The organism is Duganella sp. 1411 (assembly GCF_017833525.1).
Taxonomy (GTDB): domain Bacteria; phylum Pseudomonadota; class Gammaproteobacteria; order Burkholderiales; family Burkholderiaceae_D; genus Rugamonas.
Genome location: NZ_JAFICD010000007.1, coordinates 181,624 through 198,715 on the forward strand (window position 1 = coordinate 181,624; position 17,092 = coordinate 198,715).

Consider the following 17,092-nt stretch of genomic DNA (forward strand, 5'->3'; position numbering starts at 1 on the left):
TTTCGCCGGACGGTTAACGGCGACGGCGTAACCGTCCATCGACGCGGGCATGGCGGATTACGCCGCGCTGATCCGCCATACGGATCAGCTCGTGTAGAAATGGTGGACCTGACCCCGGATCAGGAGGCCAGCAGCTCGCGGGCGTGCTTGCGCGTGGTGGCGGTGATTTCCAGGCCGCCCAGCATGCGCGCCACTTCCTCCACCCGGGCCTTGGCATCGAGCACGTCGATGCGCGAGGCGGTCTTGCCGTTGTCCAGCGTGCCCTTGGCCACCTGGAAGTGCTGGCCGGCCTGGCTGGCCACCTGCGGCAGGTGCGTGACGCACAGCACTTGGCGCTCCTGCCCCAGCCGCCGCAGCAGCCGGCCCACCACCTCGGCGACGCCGCCGCCGATGCCGCTGTCGACCTCGTCGAAGATCAAGGTCGGCGTGGCCGTGGCGTTGGAGGTGATGACGGAAATGGCCAGCGAGATGCGCGCCAGCTCGCCGCCCGAGGCCACCTTCGCCAGCGGCCGCGCGGCCACGCCGGCGTGGCCCGCCACCAGGAACTCGACCTGCTCGAGGCCATGCGCGCCCGGCTCGCCGGCGTTGAGCGCGACCTCGAACCGCCCGCCCGTCATGTTCAATTCCTGCATCGCCCGGGTGACGGCTTCGCCCAGCTGGCGCGCCGCCTGCGCGCGCGTCGCGCTCAGGCCCGCGGCCACCTGCAGGTACGCGGCCTTGAGCTTTTCCTCCTGCTTGCGCAGGCCGTCGATGTCGCTGGCGTCGGCGATTTGCGCCAGGCGCTCGGCCAGCTTCGCGTGCTCCTCCGGCAGCTGCTCCTCGGTGACGCGGAACTTGCGCGCGGCCGAGTGGATCGCCTCCATCCGCGATTCCACCTGGCGCAGCCGCTCCGGATCGAGCTCGACGCGGTCGAGATAATCGTTGATCGCGTACACCGCCTCCTGCAGCTGGATGCGCGCCGGTTCAATCAGGTCGACGATCGCCTGCAGCCCGGTGTCGATGCCGGCCAGCTTGCCGAGCTTTTGATTGAGCGACGACAGCTGCGACAGGATCGGATGGTCGTCCGATTCCGACAGCGCCGCCAGCGCCTCCTGCGCCCCTTCGAGCAGGCTGGCGGCGTGCGACAGGCGGCTTTGCTCGTTGCTCACGTCCGCCCATTCGCCCGGCTTGACGGCCAGCTTTTCGAGCTCGTTGACCTGCCACTCGAGCCGCTCGCGCTCATACAGCACATTGGCGGCGTTGGTTTCGAATTCCTGCAGCTGTTTGGCCAGCGCGCGCCAGGCCTTGTAGCTGGCCGCCACCGCCTTGACGTCGGCGCCGGCGCCGGCCTGGCCGTCGAGCAGCGCGCGCTGCGCCTCGGCTTTCATCAGCGACTGGTGCGCGTGCTGGCCGTGGATGTCGACCAGCAGGTCGCCCAGCTCGCGCAGCTGCGAGGCGGTGGCGGCGATGCCGTTGATGTAGGCCTTGCTGCGGCCGGCGTTGTCGATCACGCGGCGCAGCAGCGCGCCGCCCTCCTCGACCGCGAACTCGTTGGCCGCGAGCCAGTCGCGCGCCGGCTCGCCGACGGCGAAATCGGCGCTGATGTCGGCCTTGGCCGCGCCTTCGCGCACCACGCTGGCGTCGCCGCGCCCGCCCAGCGCCAGGGTCAGCGCGTCGATCAGGATCGATTTGCCGGCCCCGGTCTCGCCGGTGAAGACGGTGAAGCCGGCGGAAAATTCCAGTTCTATCGAGTCGACGATGACGAAATCACGGATGGACAGGGTACGGAGCATGGATGCCTGGGGTGATGGTGGATGCCGGTTAATTGAGTTTGCCTTCGCCCGACGGATACTCGTTCCAGTGGAGCTTTTCGCGCAGCGTGTTGAAGTAGTTCCAGTCCTCCGGGTGCAGGAAGGTGATCGCGTGCGGCGAGCGCTGGATCACGATCTGGTCCTGCGACTGCAGGCTGGCGAAGGTTTGCATGTCGAAGTTGACGCTGCAATCGCGCCCGCGCACGATCTCGATGACGATCTGGCTCGATTCGGGCAGCACGATCGGCCGGTTCGACAGCGCGTGCGGCGCGATCGGCACCAGCACCACGCCGCCCAGGCTCGGATGCAGCAGGGGGCCGCCGGCCGACAGCGCGTACGCCGTCGAGCCGGTCGGGGTGGAGATGATCAGGCCATCGGAGCGCTGGTTATACATGAAGTGGCCGTCGACGTCGACCCGCAGTTCGGCCATGCCGGCGCCGGCGCCGCGGGCGACGACGACGTCGTTGACGGCCAGGCCGAAGTGGATGTCCTCGCCATTGCGGCGCACCCGCCCTTCGAGCAGGGTGCGGCGTTCGGCCTTGTAGCTGCCGCCCAGGATCTTGGCCAGCACGTCGAGCATGCCCTCGAGCGGAATGTCGGTCATGAAGCCGAGCCGCCCCTGGTTGATGCCGATCAGCGGCACGTCGAACGGCGCCAGCTGGCGCGCGATGCCGAGCATGGTGCCGTCGCCGCCCATGACGATGGCGGCGTCGCACGCGGCGCCGATCTCGCTGGCGCTCATCACCGGCACGTCGTCGAAGCCCAGTTCCAGGTGGCCGGCGGTCTGCTCCTCGAACACCACCTTGTAGCCGCCCTGGCGCAGGAAGCCGACCACGCTGACCACCGATTCGGCGATGCCGTCGGTGTTGGGGCGCACGACCAGTGCAATGGTATGGAAAACGGCGTGCGTGGCGGTCATATAAATCTCGGCAAAAAGGTGGGGTCGACGACACGCAGCAGAGTAACCCATAACGCCGGCTTCTGCCATCACCCGTCGGCACACCCGTTACTGTACGTTTAAACAGTATTTCGCGCAGTATAGTGCGCGGGCCGCCAGACTGCAAGCGCCGGCCGGCATTTGACCCGCTGTCGCGTTTTAAGCGTGGTTCAGTGCAAGGTCATGATGCCGCTGGCCGCGCTGACGGCGATCGCCACGAAAACGCAGATCATATAGGCCGCCATCAGCACGATCCAGCGCCAGAACGTGCCGAAGCGGCTGCGGTGGTAGACCCGCCGCATGGCCCACGGCAGGTAGGCCAGCAGCCAGCACCACAGCGCGAAGTCGACCACGCTGACTTTCACCAGCAGCATGGCGCAGAAGATGAAATAGGCGAAGGCGTTGGTGTGCAGCGCGAACAGCACATGCTCGCCGAAGCGCCGTCCCGATCCCAGGTACAGCACCTTGAGGAACAGCGCGAACACCGGCATCAGGCAGAAAATCGCGTACGGGGCGTAATGATAGAAGGCGTCGGCGAACACTTTTTGCTGCCGCTCCTGCGGCAGCTCGTCGAACATGTGCCATTGGTGGCTCAGGCGCGGCCAGCCGCTGAGCAGACCTTCGATCTCCTTGGGGCCGAACTCGTTGTCGGCCTGCTCTTCCTTCACCTCGGGCGCGCCCGCCTTCAGATCCCGCTCCATGGCGGCGATGGCCGTCTCGGCGGCCGTCTTGCTTTGCTCGTGGTCGGCCTCGGCCACGGTGGCCACGGCCTCGGTGCCGGCCTTGCCCGGCTTCGCTTCGAGCGCCGGCTCGAAGCCGCCGGTGAACTTGAGCAGCGCGAAAAACAGCAGGCTCAAGGTCAGGTAGATGCGCAGCGGCTGCACGAAACGCACGCGGCGGCCACGGATGTACTCGTTGGTCAGCGCGCCCGGACGGAACAGCAGGCGCGACAGCGTGCCCCACAGCTTGCCTTCGAGCGCGACATAGTGGCCGATGAACTCGTGCAGGAATTCGCGCGTGCTGGCGTGGTGCAGGTGGGCTTCCTGGCCGCAATTGGCGCAAAAGGCGCCGGTGAGCACCGCGTCGCAATTGGCACAGTGGCCGGCCGGCGCGTGGCTGTCCGGAACGGAATGTACGGCAGTGCTCATACGATCAACCCTGGTCGGAAAAAGTAGACTAAATGATAAACGACTTCGCGCTGATGTTGTCGAAATTCAATCTGGCGACCGACGTGAAACCAACTCGCTAATATCGTTGAAACAACGATTCGAGGGAGAACGCCATGAAGGACCAACAGATCAACACCGACGCCAAGGTCAAAAACGACGGCCAGCAACGCATGCCGCACGAGCGCGACGAGTCGCCCGACGCCCAGAACATCAAGCCGCGCAGCGTGATGAAACAGGCCGCCGCCGACGTCGACAGCGGCATGGTCGACACCGACGCGCGCAACAAACCGGGCGTGGAAAAGGTCAAGACGCCGGTGCCGCACGACGCCACCGCGCGGCCGCAACCAAACACCAAGCGCGACTGAGCCACGGGCCGTCCGCGCACCGCAACCCACCGCAACCCTTCACCAAGGCACCAGGCCATCATGAAAAACACCACCGCAAGCGCAGCCCTCCTCATCCTCGGCGCCGTGCTGGCGCCGCCAGCGGCGCTGGCGCAGGGGGCGCCGGGCGCCTATCCGGTCGGCTTCGGCCCCAACCCGGTGCTGCCCGAACCGGACCGCTCGCTGATCCCCACCGTCAACGTCGCCCCGGTCGAGCGCTGGACCGCGCAGGAGGCGCCGGTTCCGGCGGCCGGCTTCGCCGTCACCGCCTACGCGCGCGGCCTCGACCATCCGCGCTGGGTCTATACGCTGCCCAACGGCGACGTGCTGGTGGCCGAGACCAACGCCCCGCCCAAGCCCGACGACAGCAAGGGCATCAAGGGCGCCGTCATGAAACACCAGATGAAGAAGGCCGGCGCCGTCACCGAGTCGGCCAACCGCATCACCTTGCTGCGCGGGCTCGACGCCAAGGGCGCGGCGCAGACCCGCACCGTCTTCCTCAAGGGCTTGAATTCGCCGTTCGGCATGGCGCTGGTCGGCAACAACCTGTACGTGGCCAACAGCGACGCCATCGTGCGCTTCCCGTACAAGGAGGGCGACACCAGCATCGCCGCGGCCGGCGTCAAGGTCATGGACCTGCCGGCCGGCACCATCAACCACCACTGGACCAAGAACATCATCGCCAGTCCGGACGGCAAGTACATCTACGCGACGGTGGGCTCGAACAGCAACGTGGCCGAGAACGGCATGGAGGCGGAGGAAGGCCGGGCCGCGATCTGGCAGCTGGACCTGGCCACCAACAAGGCGCGCCTGTTCGCCACCGGCCTGCGCAACGCCAACGGCATGGGCTGGGAGCCGCAGACCAAAACGCTGTGGACCGCCGTCAACGAGCGCGACGAGCTGGGCAACGATCTGGTGCCCGACTACATGACGTCGGTGAAGGAAGGCGGCTTCTACGGCTGGCCGTACAGCTACTTCGGCCAGCATGTCGACACCCGCGTCAAGCCGCAAAAGCCGGAGCTGGTGGCCAAAGCCATCGCCCCCGACTACGCGCTGGGCGCCCACACGGCATCGCTGGGGCTGGCGTTCTACGAGGCCAAGCTGTTCCCGCAAAGCTACCAGGGTGGCGTGTTCATCGGCCAACACGGCTCGTGGAACCGCAAGCCGCACAGCGGTTACAAGGTGGTGTTCGTTCCGTTCAGCAACGGCAAGCCGTCGGGGCCGCCGCAGGACTTCCTGTCCGGCTTCCTCGACAAGGACGGCAAGGCGCAGGGCCGGCCGGTCGGCGTGGCCGTCGACCAGGCCGGCGCGCTGCTGGTGGCCGACGACGTCGGCAACATCATCTGGCGCGTGGCGCCGGCCGCCGCGCGCTAGGCACTAGGCGCCGGGCGTAGTGTGCGGCAGCGAACGGACTCGGCCGTGCGCTGCCGCCATGATGACACTCCTATCCCAACACCCACGGAGATCACCATGAGCAACGAACGCGCAGGATCAGCAGTCTGGAGCGGCGGCCTGAAGGAAGGCGCCGGCAAAATCTCCACCGAGAGCGGCGCCATGGACGGCGTGCAGTACGGCTTCCACACCCGCTTCGAGGACGGCCCCGGCACCAATCCGGAGGAATTGATCGGCGCGGCGCACGCCGGCTGCTTCACGATGGCGCTGTCGGGCATCCTGGCCGACGCCGGCATGACGGCCAAGCACCTGGCCACCACCGCCACCGTCACGCTGGACAAGGTCGACGGCGGCTACGCCATCACCAAGGTGCACCTGAACCTGGTGGCGACGATCCCCGGCGCCGACCAGAAGAAATTCGACGAGGCGGCCCTCAAGGCCAAGCTGAACTGTCCGGTGTCGAAGCTGCTCAACGCCGAGATCACGCTCGACGCCCAGTTGCAGGGCTGAGCAAGGATGCGGCAAAACGCATAGAATCCCGGTTTCTCTCAACCAATGAAAGACCACCATGCGTATTTTGCACACCATGCTGCGGGTCGGCGACCTGCAGCGCTCGATCGATTTTTACACCAAGGTACTGGGCATGAAGCTGCTGCGCACCAGTGACAACCCGGAGTACAAATATACGCTGGCGTTCCTGGGCTACGGCGCCAATCCCGACCATGCCGAGCTGGAGCTGACGTACAACTACGGCACCACCAGCTACGACATGGGCAACGCCTACGGCCACATCGCCATTTCCGCCGACGACATCTACGCGGCGGCGGCGGCGGTGCGCGCCAACGGCGGCACCGTCACGCGCGAGCCCGGCCCGGTCAAGGGCGGCTCGACGGTGATCGCCTTCGTCACCGATCCGGACGGCTACAAGATCGAATTGATCGAACGCAGTTTCGACGGCCAGGGCGCGGGGCTGTAACTATTCTTCAAATGCCGATGAGCCGTAATTGGCGGACGCTTGCCGCGAACTCGGGATGCGCGCAGAGTCTGACTGGACTTGACGGCTTCAACACGGGCGGTTTTTTCGGGTCCCGCTCGAACAACACGACGGCTACGCTGTTATTGACCCGGCGCGACATGTACAAAAAGCCGTCGACCTGCTGCGGATGGTCGTACACCGCGCGAGCCCACTTCTGCGTCAACATGTAGTTGGTGGTGCCGGAGATTTCACCGTTGCCGTTTAATAGCAGCAAGGGCGTTCCAGTGAGGTTCGCTAGCCGCAATACCGCTCCGCTGAACCTAAATACGTAGCGCGCCTCTACTTCGGACACCGGCACCTCGAAGCGCCCATTTTCTGGCTCGGCATTGTGAAGAAGCGATTCGGCAATCGCAACAGTCAGGTTGCCCCCAAGGTAACAAGTGCCGAACCGATCGGCCTTTCTCGCCACTGGGTCATCGAACCGATTGCCACGGCTGCGTCCGAAATAGGGCTCACCGGTATCGTGGCTTGAGACGCGATACAGAATCGCCGGATTCAGCAATTGAATGTCGAGAGGCAGCTGCGAAAAATTCGCGCCAGGCGGGAGCAGCTTAGCCACTATTAACGCTGCTCGAAAGCTGCTGCCGCAATCAATACTTCTTCCACTCGTCCTTTTCTAAGGGCCTCGAGGGGAGTTGCCGCTCCAAGGTACGTAGACTTGCTTGTGAAAAAGTGATATTTGGATGCCGCCGGCAGTCCCCCCAACGCTTTCGCGACTTTTTCCAACTCACGGCGGTGCAAGTGACCATCGGCATAGAACGCCGGATAATAGTATTCGCCGGCCGGACCGAGGAGCGCGAACATGCGGCGCGCTTTTACGGCCTCATTGATGGACTGTCTGCTAATGCCCAAGGCGTCCTGAAACTCTTTTGGCGGCAGGAGCTCCTTGCTGTCGATGCGCCGTTGCAGCGATGCGGCAGCTTCTCGGCGCAACTTGTCCATCACCTCCGCGTTGGCGTGCCTTTCCACTGCGGTCTGTTCGGGCACCAGCGACTCCTTGCGCCTACCAGCCAGGAGGCCGCGAATTATCGAATCTTCATTTGTAGCAGCTTTCTCCTCCGATAGTCTGACCGTGCCATCTTCGCGTGCCTGGTTCGTGCTCCCGGAATTATTGTTGAGCTCGAACAATCGTGCGGAAACCTGCTCAAGGATCCGACTCACGGCGGCGACTTCATCAACCGGAGCCTGCTGCAGCGCATTCAACAAAGCATCCAACTGTTTTGACTTCAGCGTCAATTTATTACCTGTAGCTGGCGAGGCGAAAAGGCCAGCCAATTGTTCGAAAAGACTCGTCGCTGCCGGGTATGCCGAGGACATAGGGACTTTTTTGATGGCTCCAGACATGGTTGCACCTCCTGTTGACTAAAGTATATGTAGGCATGTCAGGCAGGTCAAGCAGGTCAAGGCGAGACCCGAGCATCGGCCACTGAGCGGACAAAGAAAAAGCCGCTCAGTTTTCACTGGGCGGCTTGGCCGGCGTTCCCGGCGGTTCGGTACGTTCGAGGGGGCCTAGCGCGCCAGCAACGCGTTGACCGGCGCCAGATCGTCTTCCTTCAAGGTGCCGGCGGCCGACTTCAGGCGCAGGCCGTTCATGATGGTGTCGTAGCGCGCCTTCGACAGGTCTTTCTGCGTCGCGTACAGCTGGCGCTGCGCGTTGAGCACGTCGATGTTGATGCGCACGCCAACTTGATAGCCCAGCTTGTTCGAGTCGAGCGACGATTTGCTCGACACTTCCGCCGCCTCCAGCGCCTTGACCTGGGCCAGGCCGCTGTTCATGCCGAGGAAGGCCTGGCGCGCGTTTTGCGACGCCAGCCGCTTGGTCGATTCCAGGTCGTTGCGGGCCTTGTCCTCGAGCGCGATGGTTTCGCGCACCTTGCTGGTGATGGCGAAGCCGCTGAAGATCGGGATGTTCCAGGTCACGCCGATGGCGTTGGTCTTGGTGGTGCCGTTCGCGGTCTGGCCGAGGTGCGTCGTGGACGCCGTCAGGTTGGCGGTCGGCAGGTGGTTGGCGCGGTTGCGCGCGATTTCGCGCTTGGCGATCTCCAGCGACAGCTGGGCCGAGATGACGGCGAAGTTCTGGCCTTCCGCCGAGCTGATCCACGGGTCGACGGCGGCCGGCTCCGGCGCGGCGATCGTTACGCCGGCGCGCAGCGGCGCCAGCTCGCCCGGCGCCTGGCCGATGATGACCTGCAGCGCCGTGCGCTTGTTGTCGAGATCGTTGATGGCGGCGAATTCCTGCGCCACCACCAGATCGTAGGCGGCCTGCGCCTCGTGGGTGTCGGTGATGGTCTGGGTGCCGACCTCGAAGTTGCGTTTGGCCGAGGCCAGTTGCTCGGTGGTCGCCACTTTCTGCGCCTGCGTCGACGTCAGGTTGTCCTGCGCGGTCAGCACGTCGAAGTAGGCTTGCGCCACGCGGGTGATCAGATCCTGGCGCGCCTGGGCGAACGTGGCCTCGGCCTGCGCCTGCGCCAGCTTGCTCTGCTCGTAGGTCTGCCACAGGCCCCAGTTGAACAGCGGCTGCGTCAGCGCGACGGTGTAAGTATTGCTGTGATAATCGCCGGGACGCTTGCCGACGTAGACCGGCTGGCCGGCGGCGGTGGTGCCGATCTGCTCGCCGAAGTTGAACGGCGTGAAGTCGCCCGTGTTGCGGGTGTTGGCGCCGTTCGCGCTGATGTTGGGCAACAGGCCGGAGCGCCCCTGCGTGATCCGCTCCCGACCGGCTTCAACCGACGAGCGCGCGCTGGCGTACGTGGCGTCGTTCGCGAGCGCTTGCTGGTAGACTTGAAGTAGATCGGCCGCCTGTGCGTTGAGCGTCAAAAAGGCGCTGGTGATCAGCACGGCGATAAGGGGTCTCTGCATTGCATTCTCCGTTGGAGTCGTCAAAAAGGTTGATCAAATCAAAAACACCGCCGCCTTGGCGCCGCGCCGGTTCGGTCGGGTCCGTTAGTGGCGCACCTCAGTACTTCGCCATCGCCGGGTCGACCTGCAACGCCCACGCGTGGATGCCGCCGGTCAGATTGACCGTCTTGCCGAAGCCGTTACGCTCCAGGAAGGCGGCCACCTGCAGGCTGCGCGCGCCGTGGTGGCAAATGCAGACGATCTCGGCGTCCTCATCGAGGTCGTCGATGCGCGCCGGTATCGTGTTCATCGGGATCTGCACCGCGCCGTCGATGCGGCAGGTCTCGAACTCCCAATTTTCGCGCACGTCCAGCAACACCGGCTTGGGACGCGCCTCGTCGGCCAGCCACGCGGCCAGTTCCGGAGCGGTAATGTGCTGCATACGCCGCCCGCCGCTTAAAACTGGAAGGTCGACGGCGCCTGTGCCGACGCCAGCGGCTTGACGCTGGTTTCAAACAAGGTGCGCGTGTCGTAGCCGGCCTCGCCGGTACGGGTGATCAATTGCGCCTTCATCGCCGGCGCCTGGCCGATGATGACGGCCAGCCGGCCGCCCACTTTCAGTTGCTGCAACAGCGCTTCCGGCAGCACCGGCAGCGAGCCCGACACGACGATCACGTCGTACGGGGCGCCGCTCGGCCAGCCCTGCGCGCCGTCGCCCAGCTCGACCTTCACATTGGTCACGCCGTTGTCGGCCAAATTCTTTTCCGCCAGCGCCTTCAGTTCCGGCGAGATTTCAACCGTCGTCACATGGCGGCCCTTGTGCGCCAGCAGCGCGGCCATGTAGCCGGAGCCGGTGCCGATTTCCAGCACGTTTTCGTGCTTTTTCAGGTTCACGTCCTGCAGCAGCCGCGCCTCGATCTTCGGCATCAGCATCGATTCGCCGCCCGGCAGCGGGATCTCGGCGTCGACGAACGCCAGCGCCTTGTGCGCGGCGGGGACGAAATTCTCACGTTTAACCACGTGCAACAGCTCCAGAACGTCCGGGTCGAGGACGTCCCACGGACGGATTTGCTGTTCGATCATGTTGAAACGGGCTTGTTCGATATTCATCTTATGACTCGGTCGGGATTAAATAATCCGTCATTTTATCGTTGAACTGGCATGGAGGCACATATTAACGATATGACGGCCGTGGCGCGCGAAATTGCGACAGTCTGCAGTTTAAGGGGGTTGAACCTACCAAAATGGCAACTTGGGCGGAAAACGCCTCGCCCGGGAGAGGCGCGCGTCACGCCGCGGGCGCCTCCAACCCGCCCAGCGTGGTACCGATGAAGGTGTCCATGAAGGCGTGCGGGTCGATCGGCGGCATCTCGCAGGCCGGCATGAAGGAGTTGGTCCACATCATCAACATCATCACCGGCGCGATCAGCACCGGCGTCATGACGGCCGGATCGACGGCACGGAACTCGCCCCGGCCGATGCCGCGCACCAGCACGCTGGTGATCAGGTCGCTGCCGCGCTTGACCACCTCCTCGTTGTAAAACTTGGCAAGTTCGGGGAAATTCTGGCCTTCGGAGAGCATCAGCTTCGTAATGCCCGCCAGATGGGTGGTGCAGATCTCGTCCCACCAGGCCATCAGGATGGTGCGCAGCAGTTCGCCGCTGTGGCCCTCGAACACGGCCGCGTCCTGCTCGGCCTCGCCGATGGCCTGCACGATGTTCTCGCGCACGACGGCCTTGAACAGCTCTTCCTTATTGGTGAAATACAGGTACAGCGTGCCCTTGGACACGCCGGCGCGCCGGGCCACGTCCTCCAGGCGGGTGGCCGCGTAGCCGCGTTCGACGAACTGCTCCAGCGCGGCGGCCAGCAATTCCTGCGGCCGCGCGTCCTTGCGCCGCTCCCAGCGCGGCTTGGTGTCTTGAGGGGCTTGCATGGGCGGGCTTCATTTTAACTTACTCATAAGTCATTAATATAAGCGCAACCTTCCGCAGCGTCAAGCGGCGGACGCGGTTGTTACGTTGGAACACCGCTATGCCACCGTCCCGGTCCCCTTTCTGTCCAGCACGACCTGGATCAAGCGGTCGCGGTAGCGCACCTGGACCTTGTCGTGCGGCTCGCCGCGCAGGCGCAGGCGTTTCATGCGTCCGCCGGCCCAGTCCAGATCGAGCTCGACGCCGCCCTTGGCGCGCACGCCGCGCAGCGAACCCTCCGGCCACGCCTTGGGCAGGGCCGCCAGGATGTGGATCTCGCCGCCCCACGATTGCACCAGCATCTCCAGGATCGCCGCCGCGCCGCCGAAGTTGCCGTCGATCTGGAAGGGCGGATGGGAGTCGAACATGTTCGGATAGGTGCACTCCGGCCCCAGCAACCCTTGCAGGATCGAATAGGCGCGCTCGCCCTCGCCCATGCGCGTCCACAGCGCCAGCCGCCACGCCGTGGCCCAGCCGGTCGATTTGTCGCCGCGCGTGTCGAGGGTGACTTTCGCCGCCGCGATCAGCTCCGGCGTGTCGCGCACGTTGATTTGCCCGCTCGGGTACACCGCGTACAGGTGCGAGACATGGCGGTGCCGCTGCTCCGGCGCGCCGGCGTCCCAATCCTCCAGCCACTCCTGCAACTGCCCCTGCGCGCCGATGCGGTCGGCCGCCAGGCGCGCGCGCGTGGCCCGCAGCGTCGCCGCGAAGGCGTCGTCGCCGTCCCCCAGCAGCGCATGGGCCTTCAAGGTCCAGCCGAACAGGTCGCGCACGATCTGGCGGTCCATGGCGGGGCCGGCGCAGATGGCCACGCCGTGGTGGTGTGCATTTTCGGGCGAGATCGATGGCGACGTGACCAGTCCCCTGCCCTGCGGATCCTCGACCAGCGCGTCGACGAAGAACAGCGCCGCGCCTTTCAGCAGCGGGTAGATGCGGCGCAGCCAGGCCTGGTCCGGATGGTATTCGTAGTGCTCCCACAAGGCTTGGCACAGCCACGCGCCGCCGCACGGCCACATGCCCCATTTCGGCCCGTCGATGGGCGCGGTGGCGCGCCACAGATCGGTGTTGTGGTGCGCCATCCAGCCGCGCGCGCCGTACCCCTTGCGGGCCGTGACGGCGCCGGTGACCGCCAAATCCTCCACCATGCGCACCAGCGGCTCGACGCATTCGCCCAAGTTGGCCGATTCGACCGGCCAGTAATTCATCTGGGTGTTGATGTTGATGGTGTACTTGGAACCCCACGGTGGATTGTTCCCTTCGTTCCATAGCCCTTGCAGGTTGGCCGGCTGGCTGCCCGGGCGCGACGACGACATCAGCAAATAACGGCCGTACTGCACGTACAGCGCCGCCAGCGCGGCATCGGGGCGCTGCTCGACGGCGGCGATGCGTTCGTTGGTCGGCCGTGCCGCCGCCGCGTTGGCGCCGATCCGCAGCGACAGCCGGCGGAACAGCTTGCGGTGCGCCGCGAGGTGCCCATCGCGCAAGCGCGCGAACGTCTTGGCGGCGGCGGCCTCGGTCTGCGCGCGCACGGTCCGGAGCGGATCGCCGCTGACGTCGGCGTAGTTGACGTAGCTGGTCGCGGCCGCCACCAGCAGCGTCACCGCGCGGGCGCCGCGCACTTCGATGCGGTCGCCGCGCGGCGTGATCGCGCCGTCGCCGACGACCTTCACGCGCACGGCGTAGCGCAGCGCGGCCGGAATCCCGGCCCACGCGATGTTGCGCCCGTCGATCAGCAACGCGTCGCCGCCGTCGGCGCGCACCGACAATGTCGACGGCGGCTGGCCGGCGCGCGGCGGTTCGCGGTAGTCCCACGCCACGCCCGGCGACGCCGCCGCCTTACCTCGGCCGCCGTAATCGGTATCGCCGTATTGGGCGTTGGCCGGATGGCGATAGCCGAGATCGAAGTCCAGCGTGCCGCCCTGGACGCTCAGGCGGATCACCAGCACCTGGTCGGGCGCGCTGGCAAACACTTCGCGCAGGTGGCGCGACTTGCCGTCCGTGAAGCGGGTGGTGGCGATGGCGCTGTCCAGTTCGAGCGAGCGCCGGTAGTTGTCGGCGCCCGCGAGGCCCTGGAAGTCGAGCAGCAGGTCGCCGGCGGTACCGTAAGGCATCTGCTGCAACGGCGTGGCCATCATCGAGGACGAAATCATCTTCGCCGCCGCGTCGAACTCGCCTTGATCGACCAGCTTGCGGATCGCCGGCAGCGCCTCCAGCGCGCGCGGATTGTTAGAGTCGTAAGGCCCGCCGGCGAACAAGGTGTCCTCGTTCAGCTGGATGCGCTCCTGGGCGACCCGCCCGAAGCACATCGCGCCGAGGCGGCCGTTGCCGACCGGTAGCGCCTCGACCCAGGCACCGGCCGGCTTTTCATACCAAAGCTCGAGATTCTCGCGGCCGCCGCCGGCCGGCGTGGCGACCGCCGTTGCGCCTGCCAATCCGGGAAACGCCATCGCCAGACCGGCCGATACCATGAAATGCCGCCGCCCCGACGACATGCCGCTGTCCACACCGTTTTTCTTTTTATTCAAGTCATCCTCCAGATGGATCCGATTGCCCATGTCGTACGAGTATATGGATAGTTAATATTGCCAGCAATTACGAAAATGCTCAGCGGTTCGCGTCCTGCCTGATAAATTTGAGTCGTTACAGGGTGTGGACTGTATTTCGCTTTAACAGTCCTGAACTTGTATCCAGGTTCCGGCTCTAACACTTCATACAGGTTGGCATAACGGGCAATGGCTGCTTCCGCAAGGCAGCACGCCGACCACGCACATATTAAAACTCCCCCTCGGCCTGGTCGGCGACATGCAAGCGGACTTGCGAACCTCGGTGGCTTGCCCGTCGCGCGCACGGCCATCCTGCAATTTGACGACCAGAAGGTATTGGCCGTCGAACGCTTCGACCGCAAGCATTCCGACGATGGAACCTGGATCGCGCGGCTGCCGCAAGAAGATATGTGCCAGGCGGTCGGTTGTTCGCCGCTACAAAAATACCAGCGTGAAGGCGGCCCGGGCATCGAACGCATCATGCAGCTGCTGCTGGGCTCCGAAGCGGCCGAATCCGATCGCCTCAATTTTTACAAGACACAACTGATCTTTTGGCTGCTGATCGCGACCGATGGGCACGCAAAAAACTTCAGCATCAAGCTACTGCCGGGCGGACGCTATCAGGCAACGCCTTTGTACGACGTGCTGTCCGCGCACCCGATCATCGGCACCGGAAGGAATCACATCCAGCCGCGCGAAGCGAAGCTGGCGATGGCGGTGCGGGGCAGCACCAACTACTACGAGGTGTACCGCATCCAGCGCCGGCACTGGTCCGCCATGGCCAGGCAGGTGAGACTGGGCGCCCAGGCGGCCGAGCGCATCATCGAGGAACTGATCGTGCAAACGCCGCAGGTCGCCCAGGACGCCTATCGGAGAATTCCCGCGGGGTTTCCGCCAGACTTGGCGGACAGCATACTGCAAGGGATGCTGCGGCAACTGGAGACGTTGCGGGGGCAGCCGTCCGGCGTTTGAGCGCGCCGTCCTCAACTTTTTCTTTCGATATATTTCTTGACCCGCCTATGCCGCCCGGCATACGCCCTCCCCCCCGGTCGGCAGATTTTGAGCCCCGACATGATCCCCATACTGTGTTCATCGGCAGCAAATTTAACGCTGCCGGCAAACCTGTCCGCACGTATGGACTCACTAGTCGCACAACTTGAAGGAACTAACCCCATGTTTAAATCGATCCGCACCGCCGCCCTGGTCACCGCGCTGTTCGCCACCGCCGGCACCGCGTTCGCCGCCGACGCCACCGCGAAATACGGCAGCACCGCGCCGGCCGCCAGCGCCCACCGCCACATCGTCATCACCGAAAAAACCAAGCACGTGCGCGTGGAAAACGGCGAGACGGTGGAGTTCAAGGTCAACGGCACCAGCTTCACCTGGCACTTCCTGACCTTGCACCACGAAACCTCGTTTGACCTGTCCAAGATCGCGCCGGCCGGCACCGTCAAGCAGAAGGTAACGGTGCACGTCGCCTCCAACCCGCTGTACCGCAGCTAAGCGTTGCCGTGGCCCGGCCAGGCGGCCGGGCCCGCCGGATCAGTGCTCGCTGATCTTCGACCCGTTCTCGCGCGGCATGTAGTGGTAGGTGCGCAGCTTGTGCTGGATGTCGATGGCCGGGTTCTTCAGCAATTTGAGCATCTCGGCGCCGGCCAGCAGCACCGGACCGTAGCCGTGCATCGCGTCGACGCTGACCGGACGGTTGTAGTAGTACACCTGGTCGCTGGCGAACGTGGTGCCGACGCAGGTGCCTTCCACCTGGCCCTTGGCGTTGATGCGCGTGCCCAGGCCGATCCAACCGGCCTGGGCGATCGAGCCGTAGGTGGTCGGGCTGATCCAGCCTTGGTTGATCGCGTGCGCGTAGACGTAGACGAAGATCGCGCTGGCCGAGGTTTCCAGGTACGAATCATTACGGTCCAGCATCTGGTGCCACAGGCCGGTGCCCGATTGCAGCTCGGCGATGCCGCGCAGGCTGGCGCGCAGCTGCGCCAGCACCTTCGGATAGGCGGGATGGTCCTTCGGCAGCACGTCGAGCAGGTCGCTCATCGACAGCACCGCCCAGCCGTTGGCGCGCGCCCAGTAGAAACGCGGCGCGTCCGGGTTGTTGGCGTTCCAGCCGTGCGTGAACAGGCCGTTGCGCTCGTTGTACAGGTGCTGGGCCATCGTCAGCACGTTCGAGGCGGCGTCGTCGAACCAGGCCTTGTCGCCGGTCAGGTGGCCCATCTCGGCCAGCGCCGGGATGCCCATGTACATGTCGTCGGCCCACACCGACGAGGCCTGCGGCCGCTGGCGCGCGAAGGTGCCATCGTCGAGCCGGTACTGCTTCTTCCGCACATAGCCGCTGCAGGTGTCGATCATGCCCTTGAGGTCGGGGCCGACCTTGGCGAAGCGGGCGCGCACCAGCGCCGCGCACATCGAGCCGCTGTCGTCGAGCGAGCGCGGCTCGAGGAAGCGGGTGAAGCTGTTGGCGCGGCCCAGCTTGAACTGGGCTTCCTGCGCACGGAAATACGGTTGCGTATCCTTGAAAAACTGCAGGTGGCGGCGCGTGACGTCGCTGTAGCGCTGGTCGCCGGTGACCTCGGTCGCCTTCAGCAGGCCGGCGTGGATCACGCCCATCTCATACACCATCAAGCCGAAATCGCCCGGCGACGGCTCGAACACGGCGCCGGCGACCGGCTTGCCGAGGTCGGTGATCGGCTTGCCGCTGGCCTTGTCGACGACGCGGGTCGGCGTGATGCTGTCGATGTAGCCGCGCACGCGGTCGAGCGCGCCGACGATCTCGGCCTCGGTCGGCTTTTTGTACGGAACCGGATAAGTGCCCTCGCCGGCGTCGTTGGCGCTTTTGTTGTCGGGATTGCGGAACGGGCCGTCGGCGTGAACGGCGCCGGCGGCCAGGACGGCGGCCACGAGCAGGGCCAGCCGGCGAGGAAAGTGCTTCATTGTCAACCTTTCTATTTATGTCGGTAATTGAATCTCCGATACGAAGGCTAGGCAAGGTCGACGATTACGTCAAGCACTTATTAAACGTTTA

General features: G+C 65.1%; 17 protein-coding genes. 6 read left to right on the forward strand and 11 right to left on the reverse strand.

Annotation, left to right across the window (positions count from 1 at the left end):
• Positions 1-119: 119 nt before the first annotated feature.
• From recN to JOD97_RS27645, 3 genes are all read right to left on the reverse strand, one after another.
• Positions 120-1,772 carry a DNA repair protein RecN gene (gene recN / locus JOD97_RS27635; protein WP_209725662.1) on the reverse strand — a complete coding sequence of 551 codons (1,653 nt, stop codon included), beginning with the start codon at positions 1,770-1,772 and terminating at the stop codon, positions 120-122.
• 28 nt (positions 1,773-1,800) lie between these two features.
• Positions 1,801-2,709, reverse strand: a complete 909-nt coding sequence (locus JOD97_RS27640) for an NAD kinase (RefSeq protein WP_209725663.1) — start codon at positions 2,707-2,709, stop codon at positions 1,801-1,803.
• 188 nt (positions 2,710-2,897) lie between these two features.
• Positions 2,898-3,875, reverse strand: a complete 978-nt coding sequence (locus JOD97_RS27645) for a DUF3667 domain-containing protein (protein ID WP_209725665.1) — start codon at positions 3,873-3,875, stop codon at positions 2,898-2,900.
• A gap of 134 nt (positions 3,876-4,009) precedes the next feature.
• On the opposite strand from JOD97_RS27645, the gene JOD97_RS27650 reads away from it, so the two are divergent.
• From JOD97_RS27650 to gloA, 4 genes are all read left to right on the forward strand, one after another.
• On the forward strand, positions 4,010-4,261 hold the full coding sequence (locus JOD97_RS27650) for a hypothetical protein (protein ID WP_209725667.1): 252 nt from the start codon (positions 4,010-4,012) through the stop codon (positions 4,259-4,261).
• Between the two features lie 60 nt (positions 4,262-4,321).
• On the forward strand, positions 4,322-5,653 hold the full coding sequence (locus JOD97_RS27655) for a sorbosone dehydrogenase family protein (RefSeq protein WP_209725669.1): 1,332 nt from the start codon (positions 4,322-4,324) through the stop codon (positions 5,651-5,653).
• Positions 5,654-5,749: 96 nt separating this feature from the next.
• Positions 5,750-6,181, forward strand: a complete 432-nt coding sequence (locus JOD97_RS27660) for an OsmC family protein (RefSeq protein ID WP_209725671.1) — start codon at positions 5,750-5,752, stop codon at positions 6,179-6,181.
• 58 nt (positions 6,182-6,239) lie between these two features.
• A complete protein-coding gene (gloA, locus tag JOD97_RS27665; RefSeq protein ID WP_209725673.1) occupies positions 6,240-6,647 on the forward strand; it encodes a lactoylglutathione lyase in 408 nt (135 codons plus the stop codon).
• A gap of 7 nt (positions 6,648-6,654) precedes the next feature.
• Here gloA and JOD97_RS27670 read toward each other — a convergent pair whose 3' ends face one another.
• From JOD97_RS27670 to JOD97_RS27700, 7 genes are all read right to left on the reverse strand, one after another.
• Positions 6,655-7,266 carry an RES family NAD+ phosphorylase gene (locus tag JOD97_RS27670; protein ID WP_209725675.1) on the reverse strand — a complete coding sequence of 204 codons (612 nt, stop codon included), beginning with the start codon at positions 7,264-7,266 and terminating at the stop codon, positions 6,655-6,657.
• A 2-nt stretch (positions 7,267-7,268) separates the two neighbouring features.
• The gene (locus JOD97_RS27675) at positions 7,269-8,051 is read right to left on the reverse strand and encodes a hypothetical protein (RefSeq protein WP_209725677.1); all 783 of its coding nucleotides are present in this window, start codon (positions 8,049-8,051) and stop codon (positions 7,269-7,271) included.
• Positions 8,052-8,216: 165 nt separating this feature from the next.
• Complete coding sequence (locus JOD97_RS27680; protein ID WP_209725679.1) at positions 8,217-9,566, reverse strand: TolC family outer membrane protein; 1,350 nt, start codon at positions 9,564-9,566, stop codon at positions 8,217-8,219.
• A 97-nt stretch (positions 9,567-9,663) separates the two neighbouring features.
• On the reverse strand, positions 9,664-9,987 hold the full coding sequence (locus JOD97_RS27685) for a rhodanese-like domain-containing protein (RefSeq protein ID WP_209725680.1): 324 nt from the start codon (positions 9,985-9,987) through the stop codon (positions 9,664-9,666).
• A gap of 14 nt (positions 9,988-10,001) precedes the next feature.
• Positions 10,002-10,655: a protein-L-isoaspartate O-methyltransferase gene (locus tag JOD97_RS27690; protein WP_209725682.1), complete on the reverse strand. Its 654-nt coding sequence runs from the start codon at positions 10,653-10,655 to the stop codon at positions 10,002-10,004.
• 178 nt (positions 10,656-10,833) lie between these two features.
• Positions 10,834-11,478 carry a TetR/AcrR family transcriptional regulator gene (locus JOD97_RS27695; protein ID WP_209725685.1) on the reverse strand — a complete coding sequence of 215 codons (645 nt, stop codon included), beginning with the start codon at positions 11,476-11,478 and terminating at the stop codon, positions 10,834-10,836.
• 96 nt (positions 11,479-11,574) lie between these two features.
• Positions 11,575-14,040: a glycoside hydrolase N-terminal domain-containing protein gene (locus tag JOD97_RS27700; RefSeq protein WP_209725687.1), complete on the reverse strand. Its 2,466-nt coding sequence runs from the start codon at positions 14,038-14,040 to the stop codon at positions 11,575-11,577.
• 306 nt (positions 14,041-14,346) lie between these two features.
• Between JOD97_RS27700 and JOD97_RS27705 the strand changes: the two genes are divergently transcribed.
• Both JOD97_RS27705 and JOD97_RS27710 read left to right on the forward strand, forming a co-directional pair.
• Positions 14,347-15,030, forward strand: coding sequence for a HipA domain-containing protein (locus JOD97_RS27705; RefSeq protein ID WP_308937258.1), 684 nt, complete (start codon positions 14,347-14,349; stop codon positions 15,028-15,030).
• A 201-nt stretch (positions 15,031-15,231) separates the two neighbouring features.
• On the forward strand, positions 15,232-15,561 hold the full coding sequence (locus JOD97_RS27710; protein WP_209725689.1) for a CzcE family metal-binding protein: 330 nt from the start codon (positions 15,232-15,234) through the stop codon (positions 15,559-15,561).
• A 39-nt stretch (positions 15,562-15,600) separates the two neighbouring features.
• On the opposite strand, the gene JOD97_RS27715 is transcribed toward JOD97_RS27710, so the two are convergent.
• Positions 15,601-17,001: a glycoside hydrolase family 105 protein gene (locus tag JOD97_RS27715; RefSeq protein ID WP_209725691.1), complete on the reverse strand. Its 1,401-nt coding sequence runs from the start codon at positions 16,999-17,001 to the stop codon at positions 15,601-15,603.
• Between the last annotated feature and the right edge of the window lie 91 nt (positions 17,002-17,092).

What these genes read in the sequence shown, in the direction of transcription:
- recN (WP_209725662.1), bottom strand. Translation starts at nt 1,772, where the DNA reads ATGCTCCGTACCCTGTCCATCCGTGATTTCGTCATCGTCGACTCGATA.
- JOD97_RS27640 (WP_209725663.1), bottom strand. Translation starts at nt 2,709, where the DNA reads ATGACCGCCACGCACGCCGTTTTCCATACCATTGCACTGGTCGTGCGC.
- JOD97_RS27645 (WP_209725665.1), bottom strand. Translation starts at nt 3,875, where the DNA reads ATGAGCACTGCCGTACATTCCGTTCCGGACAGCCACGCGCCGGCCGGC.
- JOD97_RS27650 (WP_209725667.1), top strand. Translation starts at nt 4,010, where the DNA reads ATGAAGGACCAACAGATCAACACCGACGCCAAGGTCAAAAACGACGGC.
- JOD97_RS27655 (WP_209725669.1), top strand. Translation starts at nt 4,322, where the DNA reads ATGAAAAACACCACCGCAAGCGCAGCCCTCCTCATCCTCGGCGCCGTG.
- JOD97_RS27660 (WP_209725671.1), top strand. Translation starts at nt 5,750, where the DNA reads ATGAGCAACGAACGCGCAGGATCAGCAGTCTGGAGCGGCGGCCTGAAG.
- gloA (WP_209725673.1), top strand. Translation starts at nt 6,240, where the DNA reads ATGCGTATTTTGCACACCATGCTGCGGGTCGGCGACCTGCAGCGCTCG.
- JOD97_RS27675 (WP_209725677.1), bottom strand. Translation starts at nt 8,051, where the DNA reads ATGTCTGGAGCCATCAAAAAAGTCCCTATGTCCTCGGCATACCCGGCA.
- JOD97_RS27680 (WP_209725679.1), bottom strand. Translation starts at nt 9,566, where the DNA reads ATGCAGAGACCCCTTATCGCCGTGCTGATCACCAGCGCCTTTTTGACG.
- JOD97_RS27685 (WP_209725680.1), bottom strand. Translation starts at nt 9,987, where the DNA reads ATGCAGCACATTACCGCTCCGGAACTGGCCGCGTGGCTGGCCGACGAG.
- JOD97_RS27690 (WP_209725682.1), bottom strand. Translation starts at nt 10,655, where the DNA reads ATGAATATCGAACAAGCCCGTTTCAACATGATCGAACAGCAAATCCGT.
- JOD97_RS27695 (WP_209725685.1), bottom strand. Translation starts at nt 11,478, where the DNA reads ATGCAAGCCCCTCAAGACACCAAGCCGCGCTGGGAGCGGCGCAAGGAC.
- JOD97_RS27710 (WP_209725689.1), top strand. Translation starts at nt 15,232, where the DNA reads ATGTTTAAATCGATCCGCACCGCCGCCCTGGTCACCGCGCTGTTCGCC.
- JOD97_RS27715 (WP_209725691.1), bottom strand. Translation starts at nt 17,001, where the DNA reads ATGAAGCACTTTCCTCGCCGGCTGGCCCTGCTCGTGGCCGCCGTCCTG.